This window comes from Acinetobacter sp. 22323 (assembly GCF_052044895.1).
In the GTDB taxonomy this organism is placed as follows: Bacteria; Pseudomonadota; Gammaproteobacteria; order Pseudomonadales; family Moraxellaceae; genus Acinetobacter; species Acinetobacter schindleri.
Window position 1 is genome coordinate 15,774 of the sequence record NZ_JBQEOL010000012.1, and the last position, 18,515, is coordinate 34,288.

Annotated in this window: 16 protein-coding genes; 8 read left to right on the top strand and 8 right to left on the bottom strand. The window is 42.0% G+C overall.

The window, feature by feature from the left end; all coding sequences use genetic code 11:
- Positions 1-18: 18 nt before the first annotated feature.
- The 5 genes from ACTJIX_RS09465 to htpG all read left to right on the top strand — a co-directional run bounded on the left by ACTJIX_RS09465 (position 19) and on the right by htpG (position 5,770).
- Complete coding sequence (locus ACTJIX_RS09465) at positions 19-885, top strand: alpha/beta fold hydrolase (protein ID WP_163172351.1); 867 nt, start codon at positions 19-21, stop codon at positions 883-885.
- A 99-nt stretch (positions 886-984) separates the two neighbouring features.
- Positions 985-2,352, top strand: coding sequence for a Na+/H+ antiporter family protein (locus ACTJIX_RS09470; RefSeq protein WP_180184485.1), 1,368 nt, complete (start codon positions 985-987; stop codon positions 2,350-2,352).
- A 272-nt stretch (positions 2,353-2,624) separates the two neighbouring features.
- Positions 2,625-3,227 (top strand): OmpW/AlkL family protein, encoded by a 603-nt coding sequence (locus ACTJIX_RS09475; protein WP_004890557.1) that lies wholly within the window; start codon positions 2,625-2,627, stop codon positions 3,225-3,227.
- A 166-nt stretch (positions 3,228-3,393) separates the two neighbouring features.
- Positions 3,394-3,738: a lysozyme inhibitor LprI family protein gene (locus ACTJIX_RS09480; protein ID WP_253170837.1), complete on the top strand. Its 345-nt coding sequence runs from the start codon at positions 3,394-3,396 to the stop codon at positions 3,736-3,738.
- A gap of 112 nt (positions 3,739-3,850) precedes the next feature.
- On the top strand, positions 3,851-5,770 hold the full coding sequence (gene htpG / locus ACTJIX_RS09485) for a molecular chaperone HtpG (RefSeq protein ID WP_440611381.1): 1,920 nt from the start codon (positions 3,851-3,853) through the stop codon (positions 5,768-5,770).
- A gap of 497 nt (positions 5,771-6,267) precedes the next feature.
- On the opposite strand, the gene ACTJIX_RS09490 is transcribed toward htpG, so the two are convergent.
- The 4 genes from ACTJIX_RS09490 to ACTJIX_RS09505 all read right to left on the bottom strand — a co-directional run bounded on the left by ACTJIX_RS09490 (position 6,268) and on the right by ACTJIX_RS09505 (position 9,517).
- The gene (locus tag ACTJIX_RS09490; RefSeq protein ID WP_440611382.1) at positions 6,268-7,398 is read right to left on the bottom strand and encodes a hypothetical protein; all 1,131 of its coding nucleotides are present in this window, start codon (positions 7,396-7,398) and stop codon (positions 6,268-6,270) included.
- 83 nt (positions 7,399-7,481) lie between these two features.
- Entirely contained in the window at positions 7,482-8,900 is a 1,419-nt protein-coding gene (locus ACTJIX_RS09495; protein ID WP_440611383.1) for a hypothetical protein, read from the bottom strand.
- A 9-nt stretch (positions 8,901-8,909) separates the two neighbouring features.
- Positions 8,910-9,089, bottom strand: coding sequence for a hypothetical protein (locus ACTJIX_RS09500; protein ID WP_005220731.1), 180 nt, complete (start codon positions 9,087-9,089; stop codon positions 8,910-8,912).
- A 272-nt stretch (positions 9,090-9,361) separates the two neighbouring features.
- Positions 9,362-9,517, bottom strand: a complete 156-nt coding sequence (locus tag ACTJIX_RS09505) for a hypothetical protein (RefSeq protein ID WP_171294476.1) — start codon at positions 9,515-9,517, stop codon at positions 9,362-9,364.
- Positions 9,518-9,920: 403 nt separating this feature from the next.
- Here ACTJIX_RS09505 and ACTJIX_RS09510 point away from each other — a divergent pair, with 403 nt between their 5' ends.
- Entirely contained in the window at positions 9,921-10,121 is a 201-nt protein-coding gene (locus tag ACTJIX_RS09510; protein ID WP_004813529.1) for a dodecin family protein, read from the top strand.
- A 54-nt stretch (positions 10,122-10,175) separates the two neighbouring features.
- Here ACTJIX_RS09510 and ACTJIX_RS09515 read toward each other — a convergent pair whose 3' ends face one another.
- Positions 10,176-10,862, bottom strand: coding sequence for a DsbA family oxidoreductase (locus tag ACTJIX_RS09515; RefSeq protein WP_103800754.1), 687 nt, complete (start codon positions 10,860-10,862; stop codon positions 10,176-10,178).
- 320 nt (positions 10,863-11,182) lie between these two features.
- On the opposite strand from ACTJIX_RS09515, the gene ACTJIX_RS09520 reads away from it, so the two are divergent.
- The gene (locus ACTJIX_RS09520; RefSeq protein WP_440611384.1) at positions 11,183-11,548 is read left to right on the top strand and encodes a hypothetical protein; all 366 of its coding nucleotides are present in this window, start codon (positions 11,183-11,185) and stop codon (positions 11,546-11,548) included.
- 49 nt (positions 11,549-11,597) lie between these two features.
- Here the strand turns inward: ACTJIX_RS09520 and ACTJIX_RS09525 are convergent, their stop codons facing one another.
- The 3 genes from ACTJIX_RS09525 to ompR all read right to left on the bottom strand — a co-directional run bounded on the left by ACTJIX_RS09525 (position 11,598) and on the right by ompR (position 15,788).
- Complete coding sequence (locus tag ACTJIX_RS09525) at positions 11,598-13,115, bottom strand: acetyl-CoA hydrolase/transferase family protein (RefSeq protein ID WP_440611385.1); 1,518 nt, start codon at positions 13,113-13,115, stop codon at positions 11,598-11,600.
- Positions 13,116-13,320: 205 nt separating this feature from the next.
- Positions 13,321-14,781, bottom strand: coding sequence for an ATP-binding protein (locus ACTJIX_RS09530; RefSeq protein ID WP_071320691.1), 1,461 nt, complete (start codon positions 14,779-14,781; stop codon positions 13,321-13,323).
- A 242-nt stretch (positions 14,782-15,023) separates the two neighbouring features.
- Positions 15,024-15,788, bottom strand: a complete 765-nt coding sequence (ompR, locus tag ACTJIX_RS09535; RefSeq protein WP_004890528.1) for an osmolarity response regulator transcription factor OmpR — start codon at positions 15,786-15,788, stop codon at positions 15,024-15,026.
- Positions 15,789-16,114: 326 nt separating this feature from the next.
- Here ompR and ACTJIX_RS09540 point away from each other — a divergent pair, with 326 nt between their 5' ends.
- The gene (locus ACTJIX_RS09540) at positions 16,115-18,466 is read left to right on the top strand and encodes a Tex family protein (protein ID WP_440611386.1); all 2,352 of its coding nucleotides are present in this window, start codon (positions 16,115-16,117) and stop codon (positions 18,464-18,466) included.
- The last annotated feature ends 49 nt before the right edge of the window (positions 18,467-18,515 follow it).

Genomic DNA, 18,515 nt, shown 5'->3' on the forward strand with positions numbered 1-18,515 from the left:
ACAATAAAGGAAGACCAGATGGAAACACAAACTCAATGGGTGGCAACCAGTGATCAGCAGCGTCTTGCAGTAAGAACCTTTGGTGATATCAGCAAGCCTGCTTTGGTTTTGGTGCATGGCTATCCGGATCATCAGGAGGTCTGGAAAAATGTAATTGTCTATCTGCCGGATTATTTTATCGTTACTTATGATGTGCGTGGCGCAGGGGATTCATCCATTCCCAAATATATCCGTGATTATCGTCTGGAGCGTCTGAGTATGGATCTGGAGGAAGTGGTGAATGCTGTTCTTCCAGGACAATCTTTTCATTTGGTCGCCCATGACTGGGGTTCGATTCAGTCCTGGGAATCGGTAACTGACCCAAGATTCGAAGGCCGTATTCTTTCCTTTACCACGATTTCAGGTCCCTGTCTGGATCATGCCGCCTTCTGGATGCGGAATCAGTTCAAGCACAACAGATCAAGATTTTTTAAACAATTAAGCAAGTCTTGGTATATCGCCATGTTTCAATTGCCTTGGCTGGCACCAACTGCATGGAATTTTTTCAATCCCGAGCGCTGGGGCAAAATTATTCGGGAATTGGAAGGCAAAGAAGGACTGCCATTGAACCAGAATATTGTCAAAGATGGAAAATATGGCGTTGGGCTGTATCGGGCCAATTTTATTCCACGGTTGCTTAAACCCCGTGAACGCTATGCCATCTGTCCGGTACAGGCCATTGTGCTAAAGCGGGATAATTTCGTCAGTCCGCAACTGGTTGATGAAATGCCAAAATGGGTGCAAACCTTTTCCAGGGTAGAGCTAGATGCCAATCATTGGGCAATCTTAAGCCAGCCAAAACTTATTGCAGAGTCTATCCGTGAGTTTACTCAGCAGCATGCTTAAGCCAATCACAAAGATGGATTTGGATTGATAAAAATGTAGGGGAATTTTTATTCGCATTTTCTGATAAAATACCTCCCTTTCTCTCATTCCCAATTCATTATGTTCGCAATTCTTGCTGCTATTGGAGTCATGTTTGGACTCTCATTGGCACGTGTACCTGTGGTTTTTGCCCTGGTCATTGGTGCTGTTACGGGTGGTTTGCTGGCAGGTCTTGGCCTCCAGGGAACTTTAGATGCATTTAACAATGGTCTGGGCGGCGGCGCTAAAATTGCCTTGGCTTATGGCATCTTGGGTGCTTTTGCTTTGGCCTTGGCACGTTCCGGTTTGCCTGACTTGCTGGCCTATAAAATGATTACCACCTTAAAAGGTGAGGCATCAGAAAAGGCACAGAACAAGGTTAAATATCTGATCTTCTGTACAGTGGCATTGGCTGCCGTTTTCTCACAAAACGTGATTCCGGTACACATTGCCTTTATTCCGGTTCTGATTCCACCATTATTGCTGGTATTTAACCATCTGAAGCTGGATCGCCGTTTGGTGGCCTGTCTGCTGACCTTTGGTCTGGTGGGAACATATATGCTGGTTCCAGTCGGTTTTGGTGCCATCTTCCTGAATGATATTCTGGGCCATAACATCAATACCTTTGGTAAACCTTATGGCTTTGAGATTACTTATGACCAGATTCCCGCTGCGATGGCGATTCCGGTCTCAGGTATGTTCGTGGGTTTGCTGGTGGCCATGTTTATCAGCTACCGTAAGCCGCGTCTCTATAAAGATATCCATGTCGAACAGCAGCAAAGTATCTCTGCTGAACTGGGTGTAGAACAAAAATCAGCGAAACCGCAAATTGCCAAACTGACCATCTGGATGGCAGCGATCGCGGTGATTGCAACTCTTGTGGTACAGCTCTATTCAGATTCCATGATTCTTGCCGGTCTGGTCGGTGTCGCAATCTTGAGTTGTGCCGGAATCTTTAAATGGAAAGAAGCAGATGATGTGATCATCACCGGTATGCGTATGATGGCCCTGGTTGGCTTTATCATGATTGCCGCGCAAGGTTTTGCTGCCGTGATTGAGGCAACAGGACAGGTTCCTGCGCTGGTTGAAGCGTCGGTTGACTGGATTGGTAATAGCCAGGCACTTGCCGCCTTTTTAATGTTGTTGATTGGTCTGCTGATTACTTTGGGTATCGGTTCATCATTCTCTACCATTCCGATTCTGGCGATTATTTATGTACCGCTCTGTATTCAATTTGGTTTTAGTCCTGCAGCAACTATTGCGATCATTGGGACTGCGGCTGCTTTGGGCGATGCCGGTTCTCCAGCATCAGATTCAACTTTAGGCCCAACATCCGGTCTGAATATGGATGGTCAGCATGACCATATGAAGGACAGTGTGATTCCAACCTTTATCCACTACAACATTCCATTGCTGATTTTTGGCTGGATTGCGGCAATGGTGCTTTGATTGTGTGATGTTTCACACATTTTATTTGAATTGGTGCCTATTAATTCTGACTTGTCTGCTTGGGATAAATAATAATTAAATCAGATTAACTTGGTTGGTATTTTAATCCAACCAGGTTGGTCAGATTAAAATAAATATATATTAATTACATATACTTAAATAATACTTATAATTTGATTTTATAATATCTATTGCATATTAATTTTAACCATGTTTATTATTAATTAAGGTATATTTTTCTTAATAATTATTCTTCCCGTGGGGTATTAAAAATGTTAAAGCAAGTTGCTCTAATTGCATTAATGGGTCTTTCCGCATCTGCGATGGCAGGCCAGTGGCAAGTTAAGGTAGGTGGCTCGGTTGTTTCTCCGACTGGTGAGTATCAGCTTGGCCCAGATGCTGAGCTAAAAGCTGCGGACGAATTAGCATTTACACCATCGGTTGAATATTTCTTTAATGACAACATCTCTGCAGAATTATTACTTGCAGCACCCATTAATCATGATGTTGAATTAAATGGTACAGATGTAGTGCGAATTAAACATTTACCACCAACACTGACTGCAAAGTATCATTTTAAAAACTCAACTCGCTTTACTCCATACATTGGTGTAGGTGGTACAGTATTTGTTGCTTGGGATGAACGTACAAAAGGTCTAGGCGATACTGACGTAGATGTAAAAGAAGATTTTGGCTTTGCTGGACAGGTAGGCTTCGGCTATCAACCAGCTGATGCGAAAAACTGGGGTGTTTACTTTGATGCACGTTATGCACAAATTAGCCCTGAAGTTACTTTGACTGGAGATGTACCAGCTAAATTTGATCTAGATATTGATCCTATGGTTTACACCATTGGCTATAGCTACAAATTCTAATTTTTGGAATTATCCAAAAGCCTTATCTACGGATAGGGCTTTTTTTTGCAAAATAACAACGATTTATAACGTGATTTAATTGAGCAGATTCGCCCCGTTCAAATATATTGAATGCAATAAAGTCAAAGATAATCTGAATACAATAAAGAGAATAGGAAGATCAAGAATGAAGTGGTTGCTTAGAAGTGGATTGGTCTTCTTTATGGTCTGGACGACTCAAAGCTATGCGGCAAGTTTCGACTGCCAGAAGGCTCAGTCACAAACTGAAAAGGCGATTTGTCAGCATCGGATACTGAATGATGCCGATGTCAAAATGGCCACCAGTTACAATATTATCCGTCATCTTGTGCCCATGGGTACGCGCTCGGTCATTCAGCGAGATCAGGTCAAGTGGTTACAGTTTCGTGATCAGTGTCAGGAGTCTGTCGACTGTCTGATGCAGGTATATAAAATGCGCCAGCAGCAGATTGACTTGCAATTTGATCGGGTTTACCGTCAGGGACCATTTTGAATGATTAAATTTTTTGCAAGAAAATCATTAGATACTATTGAAAATTAAACAACTCACTCCATTCATATAGGCATCAGCTTAAGTCTGTTTCCAATAATGAAAGGAGTGAAGAATGAGCGAGTCAAACGCACAAAAGCATAGTTTCCAGGCCGAGGTGGCGCAGTTACTGCACCTCGTGACACATTCGCTATACTCAAACCCTGAAATTTTCCTGCGTGAATTGATTTCAAATGCTTCAGATGCATGCGACAAGTTACGCTTTGAAGGGATCAATCATCCTGAATATTATGAAAATGAACCTGACCTGCATGTTCGGGTCAGCCTCGATCAAAACAATAAAACGATTACTATTTCTGATAATGGCATTGGCTTAAGCCAGCAAGAAGCTATTGATAACCTGGGGACAATTGCCAAATCAGGTACCAAAGACTTTATGTCAAAACTGACCGGGGATCAAAAAGCCGATGCCCAGTTGATCGGTCAATTTGGTGTCGGTTTCTATTCAGGCTTTATTGTCGCCGACAAGATCACTGTAGAGTCCCGTCGTGCAGGTGCGGACAAGTCTGAAGGCGTACGCTGGATCAGTGGGGGTACAGGTGATTTCGAAGTTGAACAGATCACTAAAGACGGCCGTGGTACGGACATTATCCTGCATTTGCGTGAAGATGCTTTGGATTATCTGCAAAGCTATAAAGTAAAGCAGATTATTAATAAATATTCTGACCATATCAGCCTGCCTATCCAGATGCAGAAAGAAGTCTGGCAGGAAGAAGAAGTTGCAGAGGGTGAAACACCAAAAGGTGGTCAATATGTGAAGACGGACGAGTGGGAAGCGATCAACTCTGCCAGTGCTTTATGGACCCGTAACAAATCTGAGATTACTGAAGAACAGTATGTCGAGTTTTATAAGAACCTGACTCATGACTTTGCTGCACCATTGGCTTGGGCGCATAACCGTGTTGAAGGTAGCACGGAATACACCCAACTGCTTTATGTACCAAGCAAGGCTCCACAGGATATTTTCACCCGTGATGCCAAAGCAGGGATCAAGCTGTATGTGAAACGTGTCTTCATTATGGATGATGCGGATAACCTGATTCCAAACTATCTGCGCTTTGTACAAGGTGTGGTGGATAGTGCAGATTTACCATTAAATGTAAGCCGCGAATTACTACAGGAAAGCCGTGACGTCAAAACGATTCGTGAAGGCAATACCCGTCGTATCCTGACCATGCTGGATAATCTGGCCAAGTCCGAAGATGAAAAAGATCAGGAAAACTTCAAAACTTTCTACCGTGAATTTGGTGCTGTGCTGAAAGAAGGTTTGGGTGCAGATTTTAGTAACCGTGAACGCATCCTGAAATTACTGCGTTATGCGACCTCAACCAATGATGAAATCAGTACTTCATTGACAGACTATAAAGCTCGCATGAAGGAAGGTCAAAAGGCTATTTATTATGTAACGGCTGACAGTCTGAATGCAGCGAAAAATTCTCCTCAGCTGGAACTGTTCAAGAAAAAAGGCATTGAAGTTCTCCTCATGTCTGAGCGCGTAGATGAATGGGCAATGAACTTCGTACATGAGTTTGATGGTACGCCGTTGCAGAATGTATCTAAGGGTGCAGTAGATCTCGGTGATCTGCAAGATGCTGAAGAGAAGAAAGCGCTTGAAGCAGCTGCTGAGCAGTTTAAGCCTGTGGTCGATAAACTTACGGATTCCTTGAAGGATAAAACCAAGGAAGTGCGTGTAACAACTCGTCTGGTAGATTCACCAGCGTGTCTGGTGACAGGAGAAGGGGAGTTATCACCACAATTGATCCGTATGCTGAAAGATGCAGGGCAGCCTGTACCCGATATGAAACCGATTTTAGAGATCAACCCTGAACATCCATTAGTGAAAAAACTGGAAGGCACTACCCAGTTTGATGACCTGGCCAATGTTATCTTTGATCAGGCGGTGATTGCAGAAGGTGGTTTACCAGAGAATCCGGCCGAATATGTAAAGCGTATTAACAGTCTGTTATTAGCTTAAATTTTAAACTTGAAAAACCCTTCTACTAGAAGGGTTTTTTATGATTATCTACTGTAAATTTTTGATGATAAAGGAGGTTTGATCTGAAGAATCTATCATCAAATAAAAAAATAATATTGTATTAAATAATCAATAGTAGTGATTATTAAGTTAATGGAGATATAAATCATAAAATCAGTAATCGTCATTAGTCTGTTAACTGCCTTACTGATATCCATGAGCCAGCTCACGATGGCGAACTAGTACTGAAAAAGTGGTATGTACTGATCGTATAAATTTTTATAAACCTATGAAAATGGAGACCCTACAGGTTGAACATGTACAGCGGAACGATTGTATAGCCTTTAATCAAGCCAGCCTGGGGCAGCCATCTTGGCAAACTAAACGTATCATGCGTAAGGACCATATTGTGTTTAGGAAAATTTAATAAGTGAAAACTTTACTGGTTTTAAAAGCCCATCTTTTATGGGCTTTTTGCATATATAGCACTATTGATTTTAGAAGATGGCCTCCAGACGGACTGCGGCACCTAGGTAATGACTCCGATCCTCACGACGGTCATTTAAATAATTGACATCAGTCTGTACAAAAAACCATTCACGAAGAAAAGGCTGACGCCAAGAGGCATAGGGTCCCCAAGTATTCAGGCGTAGATCGTTATCATCCATATAACCCCCAGTATAGAGGCCGTAACTGAAGCGGTGAGCATTAAAGAACTGGTGCTGTCGAAAGCTGTAATTATTCCAGCGCAAATCATCGTCCTGTTCATCCGCATAGATCAGGCTGAACTGGTTGGAGAGAAAAGGTTGATTAGGGCGCGCATGGGTTAATTCCAGGTTGGTTCGCAGATAGTTTTCACTATCAATCCCGTAACGATAGATCTGTTCGGCATGGAATGAGAAGTCATTATGTAGTGCCCAATCTCGACTTGCTTTTACACGGACATAGATATCATCGCCAGAACGTATCCCCAGATCCAGATCAGTTTCAAAAGGAAGTTTTTTAGAAAGTTCCGACCAGCGCAATGCGAGAGAGCTGTTATTTTCTCGTGTCCGGCTACGGTCCAGCCGTCTGTCAGGCGCATTGCCTGGATTCTCATTGGTAATTGCGACATTGCCATTCAGTTCATTATCGAGGCTGTCATCACCAAAGACTACACTGAGTTTACGTTCTAATGTGGGAAGCTTGATTCTGCCGCGAATACGGGGTTTGACTTCATATTCATCATATTTGTTCCAGCTATTATCCACGATCACTCTCAGGGTCGCACGTGCAGGTTCATTTTCATCAGGGTCACCAAACCAGTTGTCAATTTTATTTGCAGTACGGTTAGTCCAGTGACGAATCCCTTTTTGTTTTCGATCTACCCAGGTATTTTCCTCAGTCTCATGGGTACTGGGAACGATGGGTTCACTCGACTGCTCCGGTAAAAAGGTAGGTGTGCTATCTATGAATCGCGGAATATAGTCAAGGAAACTAAAGCTTTTGGAAGACTCTGCTTCCTGCTCATCAGCCTCGGCTGTTTGACTTGTATCAGAAGATTGATCAAGCCCGGCCCAAAGTATCGGGCTAACACTTGTTAAACTGATCAGTAAGAAAGATGCGGGCAAAATCCGGCTTTTTTTCATAGGGCTATTCTTGCTCTTTTTCTTTATATTTCAAGAATAAGTTTGCAGAATTGCATCTAATAAAAGCAACCAGAACTACAAAATTACATCAATTTTTCCAAAGCTTTATCCAGGATGCTTGCATAAAGTTCTGCTACCGCCACAGGCTCTTTAATCTCCAGCAGAATCTGGTGGATCAGCTGCCAGTTAATTTGCTGATCACGTTTCAGAATCAAGCACGGATACATCTGTTCCGTGGAAGACAGCTTGAGACGTTGTTCCCCATGAATCACACGCAATTTTTGACGTTCTTGTAGTAACAGAAGGGGAGTATGAAAGTTGGCTGACTGCTCATCAAATAGAATAAATTTTTTGGTGGTAATCTGATGCAGAGGAATAAATGGGAAATAATCCTTTTGTTGCCAGATCAATCGGGCCTGTTCGGAATAAGTTTGATAGAGCGAATCAAGCTGCAAGAATTTAGTACTTAATTCAACAGCGCTAATCGTTTTAATAGCAGCAATATGATAATTTTGTTGTTGTCCCCAGAACTGCATTAACTGTATGGCTTGCTGCCATTCACTTGTCCCTAATAGCATACAATAGTGGCTAAAGCGTCCCGTACTATCTATCTGCTCAGCCAGGTAAATTGGTTGAGAGTTCCAGTCTATATGTGCCTGATAATGCCAAGCCATTTTGAGATGTTGCAGGGATGAATCAGAAGCCAGTCTTAATTCAAAAAGATGATGATTACCTATTTCGACCAAGCTAACATCAGAAACCTGAAATAATAAATCCTGAAATTCTAGAGTCGCTGGAATATCGGGTACTGCGACGCTTGCTTTATTCTCTACTTGTGGTTCGTCTGGCTCTGAATGACTTAAATCTAATTCTGCTGGAGGTACAATTGTCTGAAGCACATTTGAAGCTTTTTGTTGAACGGGCAAAACTTGAGGATTCGCCCAAATCTCATGTTTGGAGATATAAGTATTTATAGAGGGTTCAGGAAGCTTTTCTTCAACCATCTCTAAAGACAATGGGGTCGCAGTAGCTTGTAATTCATGATCACTTTTCAAACATGAGGAAAGCTGTTGCTGGTGTAACAGCCAGCTAAAGCTCTGCTCTATATCAAGGTTCCATTCACTGATCAATGCAGTACGTTGAGGTGCTGGGATCAGCCAGATTTGCCAGCCACGTTTAGGATCATGCAAGAAAGCCCAGCCTGAAAGCGGGTGAGCATACAGGGCTTCCTTGAGATGATCTGCATTGAGAAAAAAACCACGGAAGCTATGGTAATAATGGGTTTCTCGAGCAAATTCCTGTGCAGCAAGTTCAGGTTGAAGCCGGGTTTTGAATGCCAGCAGCTGTTTCTTGAAAACAGGCTCATTGCACTGTTGGAAAATTTCTTGCACACGTTTTTTAGAGCGGACTACTTCATATAAGCTGAGACTACGATGATCCAGATCATGTCCTAATTCATGCAGTTCTTTAATCAGACGTACTTTTTCAAGAGCATTCATCATCGTCATCTATTATAAATATTTAAGTGCTTTATCCAGGCTTTTGGCCAGAATGATATTGGCAGCCAGTTCAATCAGTTTATATTCAGTTGAGTTAGGATCGGTATAACGTTCGGCTAACTGCAACAGATGATCAACCGGAATCGCCTGTGGTGAAATTTGACCTTGTACTAAAGCTTGCAATTCATTCATGGCAAAACTTGTCACATATAAAAAATGATCATTTTTTGATTATATGGAGGAAAATATAAAAATGTTATTTTTTATCAATTATTTTCTAGAAATGTAGCGCGATAAAATTTTGAAGGGTGTGGAAGATCATCTGGATGAATCATGGATCAAAATATTTAGATAACTGAAATAAGATTGAATATAAATTTAATCGTTTTCTGTGATGTCGTACTGCAAAAATAAAAAAACAGGCTGAGTATTTCAGCCTGTTTTTTAAGAAAGAAGCTAGAAAATTAAGCTTCTTTTACAGTTTCAGCGCTATCCGCTGCAACAGTTTCAACGGCAGCCGCTTTTTTTACTGGAAAGTCAGGTGTGTAGACAATTTGCGCAGTTGCAGTTACTGAAAGTGCCATTACCGTCGCAGCCAGAACAAATTTAATTGCGTTCATAATATGACCTTTATAAGCTGATGTTCAATATATTGAACTGGGAGAAAATAGAACCTTATTTGTGTGAAAATGATATCAAAGCGCCAATATTAAAAAATGATTGATTCGGCAATTTTATAAAAATATTAAAATTTTATTTATAAAAAACAATAAATTAGAACTTTTACTCTAATTTCAAGAAAACTCATTCTTCATAAGGCTTATTTAAAAAATAATAATTTAAATAAGAATAAAGATTTTTATATGAAAGATTTAAAGGGTGATGCCATGCTGATTAGACTGAGGTGAACACGGTATTGTAAAACACATGTAAGGATTTGCTGTCCGATGTTTAAGGAACGTTTGCTCAGGATTTAAATCCACTATGATGACGCTTCACTCACCATAAAAAGAGAGTTACATCATGGCGATTGCAAAAGTTGTTGAAGTTAATTCGAGTAGCAATAAGAGCTTTGAGGATGCGATTCAGACTGGCATTGCTAAGGTCACTGAAACCGTCAAGAATGTTCAGGGTGCCTGGATTAATGAACAAAAAGTTGTCATTAAAGACAATAAAATTACTGAATATCGGGTCAATCTTAAAATCAGTTTTCTGGTCGAATAAATACAGAATAAAAAAATCCCCATTTGAAATGGGGATTTTTTTATGTGTCTTATCTTATTCAGATTTAGGCAGATCACATTGATCATCAGTACATTGTTCTGCAGCAGCCTGCGGTGGCTCTAGCGCTTTTTCTAGAACCTGTACAAATACTTCCTTGGGTTGGGCACCCGCCAAGGCAATACGCTGGTCAAATACAAAGAACGGAACACCTGTAACTTTCAACTGGTCGCGTGCAATTTCCTGATCGAATTTAACGAAATCAGCATATTCTTCTGAATTCAGTACATCATCGACTTCAACAGGATTCAAGCCTATACGGGCTGCAACATCTTCTAAGGTTTCACGCTCTCCAATGGCTAGACCTTGGGTCATATAACTATAGAAGAAAGCTTCTTCAGCTTCGTTACCTAAACCTTTGCTCTGGGCAAGATGGATAATACGGTGAGCATTAAAGGTATTACCTGAGTTGGCACCTTCCCAGTTAAACTCGATACCTTCTGCCTTGGCCATCTCGGCAATATTACGTTGCATTTCTTCGACTTCTGCCACAGTACGGCCATATTTCTGCGCAAGTCTTTCAGAATTAGAAATTTCCTGACGTACGGGTGCTTCAGGATCAAGCTGGAAACTATGCCAGTGAACTTCAAGTTCTACACCTGCCTGTTCTGCAGCAGCTTGTAAACGTTTTTTACCGATATAACAAAAAGGGCAGACCACATCCGACCAGATATCTACGCGCATGAAATTTCCTAAATATTTCTATTAGGAGAAGTATGAGGGCATATAGCCAGAATTTAAAGGTTGAATAGGTCGAAAGAACTAGGGAGAAGATTAAAGAATTTTAAATTTTAGACATTCTTTATTACTTAACTTGTCTTTGGTTATTCGTCTGAATATTCATGTTTTTTGTGAAATAGTTCAATGAATAGCATAGATCTGTTGGGGATATTTCAGAAAATAATGATAAGTGGTTGATCTTATTTTAAATTCACATGTTATTTTGATATTGCTGAAATTTAGGAGGCAGTGCTATGAATAGGGTCTGTAGCTATACATGCGCTATGTTAATGGCAGGGATACAGCTTCCAGCAATTGCAAGTTTTTTTGATTCATCTGGTTTTGAACATTTGGATGATAATTTACTTGCGCTGGTGTCAGGACAGGATCGTTCATTTCAAACAAAAACAGATTTATATTGGGCTGATACATTACAAAGAATGACGCCGCAGGGTTTCCCAGTAGCTGCACAGAGTAATCAGGAGAGTTTGAGATTATTTAATAGTGTATTTAAGTTTAATGAAAAAGGGCAGTTAACCTTACAGATCAATCAGGATGTAGTATCGATTGGTGTGATTGAATGTTCTTTAAGTATTCACGGTCTCTCAGAAGTCGGAAAAACCCTTGGTGATCAAATCAAGTTTAATTAAGTTTTGCCGATAAAAAAACGCCCCGAAGGGCGTTTTTTTATCAACTCAATTATGCAGATTTAGCTTCTTTTACAGAGGCTAACATCGAACCAGTTTCTTCAAAGTTTGCATGCCAGCTCAACGCTTCATTTAGAAGGTGAGGTGTCTGACCACCACGTACACATGCACGATCAAAGTAGTCATTTAATGCATCTTTGTACATTGGATGTACACAGTTGTCGATGATGGCACGAGCACGCTCACGTGGCGCTAAACCACGAAGATCTGCCAGACCCTGTTCAGTTACAAGCACATCTACATCATGGCCAGTATGGTCAACATGAGATGCCATTGGAACAACAGATGAGATGTCACCGCCTTTGGCAATTGACTTGGTTACGAAGATCGCAATGTGTGCATTACGCGCGAAGTCACCTGAACCGCCGATACCGTTCATCATTTTGCTACCACATACGTGAGTAGAGTTCACGTTACCGTAGATATCAAACTCAAGTGCAGTGTTAATACCGATAATACCTAAACGACGTACCAGTTCAGGATGGTTAGAAATTTCTTGCGGACGTAATACAAGTTTATCTTTGTATTGCTCAAGATTGTTAAATACTTTCTCGCCGTATTTTGCAGAAAGGGTAATTGATGAGCCTGAAGCAAATTTCATTTTACCCGCATCGATCAATTCGAAAGTACAGTCTTGCAGTACTTCTGAGTACATGATCAGGTCTTCAAAATTAGAGTCTTTCAGACCAGTCAATACGGCATTTGCAATTGAACCGATACCGGCCTGAAGTGGGCCTAAGTTTTTCGGTAAACGTTCTGCTGCTACTTCTTTTTCGAAGAAAGCAATCAGGTGATTTGCGATAGATTGAGTCTCATCATCCGGAGCTGTTACTGTAGATGGAGAATCATGGTATTCACTATTAATTACGATACCGACAATTTTCGCCGGATCGATGTTGATTGCATGTGTACCGATACGCTCATCAACTTGAGTCAATGGAATCGCTTGACGTGTTGGACGATAGGTCGGGATATAGATGTCGTGTAAGCCTTCAAAAGCTGGGCTTAAGTTTGTATTGATTTCTACAATCACTTTTTCTGCAAAAATTGCAAAGCTTGCAGAGTTACCAACTGAAGTTGTAGGAATAATGCCGCCGTCTTCAGTAATCGCAACCGCTTCAATCACTGCTACATCTGGTTTTTTCAGCTGCTGGTTACGCATCTGTTCAACAGTTTCAGACAAATGCTGATCGATGAACATCACTTCACCCTTGTTGATTGCTTTACGCAGGGTGTTGTCCACCTGGAATGGCAAACGACGTGCCAATACACCAGCTTCTGTTAATTGCTTGTCCAAGTCATTCCCTAGAGAAGCGCCAGTGATGAGGGTGATCTTTAATGGGTTCGCTTTTGCCTGCTGTACCAGAGCCAGTGGAACCGCTTTTGCTTCACCTGCACGAGTGAAGCCACTCATACCTACAGTCATGCCATCTTCGATGAACTTAGCTGCCTGTTCTGCACTCATTACCTTATTGTGTAGGGATGCTAAACGGATACGGTCTAAAGACATTTGAACTCTCTTAAATTCCTGAATACTGATACGGATTGTACCGATCAAAAAAAGTATTTTGCATAGGTGTTAGGCTAAGGTCTAATTTTTTAGCCAAATAGTGGTATAAAAATAAATGATGATTTTTAACATATTGAATAATATATTATTTATATAAATAAGAAATTAAATCCTAAAAATCAAATGTATAAATATTAATCTATTCTTAAAAGTGACCAGTAATACTTTGTCGGATTTTGTCGAGCGTGGTCGGGGTCGCAGTCTGTTCTGGTTCCGCTTGATGAATTGGTAGTGAAATGATGGCTTCCAATCCACCTTCAGGTCGATTATGAATGTATAGTTCACCAGAGTGAATATCGACAATCCGTTTTACAATGGCGAGTCCCAAACCGCTCCCCTGAACAGTACGAGCCGAATTACCTCGTACAAAAGGTTGCATGAGATCTTCAATTTGATCCTCTGGAATACCTTCACCATGATCGGCCACTTTGATCAACAGTCGATCCTGTTCAATCTGGGCAGAGAGTTCGACTGGTTCGGCACCATAGCGTTTTGAGTTATTAATCAAGTTACCAATCAATCGCTTAAGCGACATACTGCGGGCTTGGATCAGTGGTAATTCCTGAGGCGTAAAGTGGATATCAAGCGGCTTAAACTGGGTAACCAGTTCTTGTAGTAGGGTATTGACATTGGTTTCCTGTGGCTCTTCATCGGAACCATCGCGCATAAAGGAAATAAACTGATTTAAAATTGCATCCATGTCTTCGACATCATAAATCAGACCTTCTTTGAGGAAATCTTCGTCTGGCATCATCTCGGCACTTAGGCGGATACGAGTCAAAGGCGTGCGCAAATCATGTGAAATACCAGCGAGCATAATCCGGCGTTCACGCTCGGTCTGTTCTAGCGTGTAGATCATATGGTTAAAGGCATTGTTTACTTGACGGATTTCAAGTGGCCCATGATTGGTATCCAGATAGGGTGCAGAACCAGTTGCACTATAGCTATTCGCGGCTTCCTGTAAGCGACGTAGCGGACGATTCAGCTGACGGACTAAAGTCAGAATAATAATGCCAGCAATCAATGGTGTACCCAGCAACCAGCCAAAAATCAGTTCAGGGCTATAGTTAGCATAGGTTTTTAAAGGTTCACGAACCCAATGACCATTCATTTCAGGCGTTTGAATCCAGATCTGTGGACTCGGCTTAAACTGGAAATATACAGTTGCCCGGTCAATACGTAATTCTTTTGCCAGCTTTTCCTCAATTTTACTGGTAAAAAATTCGGCAATCACTTTTTCACGAATATTGGGATACTGTGCAGGGTCGGTAATATACTCAATCCCAATACGGCTTTTTAAATAATCATCGATATCTACTTCCTGATCATGGTGATACAGGCGCAGGCTAGGATTATTCAGGATTTCCAGTTCAACAGCGAGATAGCGGGCATGTTGCTGAATTTCCGGCAAATAAAGAGTTCGCCAGAAAAACCAAATCGACATCACCAGACTGAACAGGACCACAAAAACCACAAGTACCGCGGTTCGCATTGCAGCTGAACGTGGCTTGATTTTGTCGAGAAAACGTTCCATACGGGTACGTTTCTTTTCCGAGTAATGGACAAAATCAGTAAATTCTTGTGGGTCGATGGGGTCAAGTTTCACACCAGCATCCTGTGGGCGTTTTCCAGATTTTACAGAAATATTCTTGGGATAGAATCTTAACTGCCTGTGTCTTTAATAAAAGACTTTTCAATAAATAAAATACTTTTATTCCAGTAAAACTGTGCCATTCGCTGAACTCGTAAAGTTTCATGCCAGCCAGGAATGCAAGTTTGGCTCAGACAGCAGCGAATGGCATTTAGAGACAATAGACGAAGGTAATCCTTATCCCTTTATAGTTTTTCTTATTCAGCACCATCTGGAACAAAGACATAACCCACACCCCATACGGTCTGGATATAACGCGCACGAGCCGGATTTTCCTCTACCAGACGACGCAGGCGAGACACTTGCACATCAATCGAACGTTCCATTGCCCCCCATTCACGACCACGTGCCAAATTCATCAGCTTGTCACGTGTTAACGGTTCACGTGGATGCTGTACTAAGGCTTTCAATACAGCAAATTCACCTGTTGTGAGGGTTACCACCTGACCTTCGCGAGTCAATGTGCGGGTAGAAAGATCAAGTGACCATGGACCGAAGCTGACCACTTCCATTTGCTGGCTTGGCGCACCTGGTACTTCACGCACTTGGCGACGTAATATGGCACGGATACGTGCTAATAACTCATTTGGATTGAATGGTTTAGGTAAATAGTCATCCGCACCGGCTTCAAGTCCTGCGATACGATCCGAGTCGCTACCACGTGCTGTCAGCATGATGATTGGTGTATCGATATTGGACTGGCGTAAACGACGACAGATACTCAGACCATCCTCAACAGGGAGCATAAAGTCGAGCACGATCAGAGAAAACAGTTCTCGCTGTAGCAGTCGGTCCATTTGAGTAGCATCATGCGCAGTCTTGACCACAAAACCCTTATCTTCTAAAAAGCGTTGCAGCAAGGTACGTAAACGGACATCGTCATCGACAACCAGAATGCGTTCTACCCGATCGGTTTCGGTATGTACTGCATCGGTTTTTTCAGCGGGTACAACTAAACTCATAAGGTGCTCCTTTATTCTTTATTGTCGTCTTAAACAAAAACTAATAGATGTCTTGAGTATACGATTCATTTATAGCGATTGACTATGCTCTAAAGCAACAAAAATTGCAGTTAAAATCAAGGGATGGATACCAAATATATACAGGTAAATGATAAAAGTTTCGCAAATATGAGGGAGTTATTGCCTAGATCTAAACGTCATTCTTCAAATATTGAACAACACTGTCATAATTCATAAAGATAAATTAATAAAAACAATTGTGGATTTTATAGGCCTGGTCTTTATAATCATGCCATTTAGTACTTATCCTTGTGGGATCAAACACGATGACTGACTTAGTTCAGCAGTTGGCAAAAGAACTTGCCGTACGTCCAACTCAAGTAGAAGCTGCCATCAAACTTATTGATGAAGGTGCCAGTGTTCCATTTATTGCACGTTACCGTAAAGAAGTAACGCAGGGCTTAGACGATACGCAACTACGCCAGCTCGATACGCGTTTATCATACTTGCGTGATTTGTATGAGCGCCGTGAAAAGGTGATTGAATCACTCAAAGAACAAGATAAATTATCTGATGATTTATTGGCGCGGGTAAATGCGGCAGAAACCAAAAATGCATTAGAAGAAATTTACGCGCCGTACCGTCCAAAACGTACCAGTAAATCATTCAAAGCCAAAGAAGCTGGTCTTGGTCCGATTGCAGAGAAAATCTTTGCTGAAACGGTTGATCCTGCCGAAGCACTTGCGGGCTTTAGCCATGAAGATTATCCAGATCAAGAAAGCCAGTTGGATGCGATCCAGCACATCCTGATTGATGACTGGGCACAGAATATCGCGCTGACCACTGAGCTGAAAGCAACATTTGCAAAAACTGCCATTTTAAAAAGTTTGGTTGCTTCTGATGAGAAAAAAGAAGTTGGCAAGAAATTCCGTGATTACTTCGATTTCTCTGAAAACCTGAACAAGGTTCCTTCGCATCGTCTGTTGGCAATGCTGCGTGGCCGTCAGGAAAATGTCCTGGGCCTGAAAGTGGATGGCGAAGACGATGCTCCATTGGCACGTATTGAAACAGAATATAATCTGGATGCCATTCAGCCCCAGTCTCGTCAGGATTTCCTGAAACAGACTGTGAAACTGTTCTGGCTAGGTAAAGTCCGTCCGACGATTGAGCATTCTTTATTGACTGAAAAACGTCTGGCTGCTGAATCTGAAGCAATGAATGTATTTGCAGAAAACTTACGTCATTTACTGCTGTCTGCACCTGCAGGTGCGCGTACGACACTGGGCGTTGACCCGGGTATCCGTACAGGTGTGAAACTGGCAGTCGTGAATGAATCTGGCGATGTACTGGCACATAGCACGATTTATCCATTTGCACCGAAAGAAGATAAAGAAGGCTCATTGGCTGAACTTACGCGCTTATGTCGTGAATTCAATGTTGACTTGATTGCGATTGGTAATGGTACGGCAAGCCGTGAAACTGAAGCACTTGTGGCTGAAATGATGGCAGCGAATAGTGATCTGAAACTGACTCGTGTTTCTGTATCTGAAGCGGGTGCATCAGTGTATTCAGCTTCTGAACTGGCTTCTCAGGAACTTCCTGAGCTTGATGTATCAATCCGTGGCGCAGTATCAATTGCACGCCGTCTGCAAGATCCACTGGCTGAGCTGGTGAAAATCGATCCAAAATCGATTGGTGTAGGTCAGTATCAACATGATGTGAATCAGACTGGTCTGGCGAAAACGCTTGAAGCAGTGGTAGAGGACTGTGTGAACTCGGTGGGTGTCGATGTCAATACTGCTTCTTCTGCAATTTTAGGTTATATCGCCGGTCTGAATAAATCGATCGCACAGCAAATTGTCGATTTCCGTAAGGAAAATGGCCGTTTTGATAACCGTCAGTCGTTGAAAAAAGTGCCACGTTTAGGCGAGCGTACTTTTGAGCAGGCTGCGGGCTTCTTGCGTATTCTGGATGGCTCTGAGCCACTGGACGCTTCTGCAGTACACCCTGAATCATATGCGCTTGTGTCTAAAATTGTTGAAGCGAAAGCAACAACGGTAAAAGACATTATTGGCAATACTGAAATCATTCGCCAGGTAAATCCTGAAGAGTTTGCTGATGAGCAATTCGGTCTGCCGACGATTCAAGACGTATTGGCAGAACTGGAAAAACCGGGTCGTGACCCGCGTCCAGAATTCCGTACCGCAAAATTCCGTGATGATATTACTGAAGTGGCTCAATTGACTGAAGGCATGCAGCTGGAAGGTGTAGTCACCAATGTAACTAACTTCGGTGCTTTCGTGGATGTTGGTGTACATCAGGATGGCTTGGTACATATTTCTGAACTAGCGAATGAATTTGTGGCTGATCCGCATAAAGTGGTGAAACCAGGTCAAATCGTACAAGTTCGTGTACTGAACGTTGATGTTGAACGTAACCGTGTCAATCTGTCGATGCGTCCTGAAGGCTCTGAAGCACCAGTGAAAGCACCACGTCAACCACGTCGTGACAATGAGCAACGCGGTGAGCGCAAGCCACAAGGCAAACGTCCACAGCATGCGCGTCCGCAAGGTGATCGCCCGCATGGCAAGAAACCTCAAGCGACTAAACCACAAGAAAATAAAATTGGCGGTTTAGGTGCACTATTACTTCAAGCCGGGATTAAAGGTTCGAAATAATTTTTAGGCTCTAAACGAAAAACCTCCCTTTGGGGAGGTTTTTTTATTG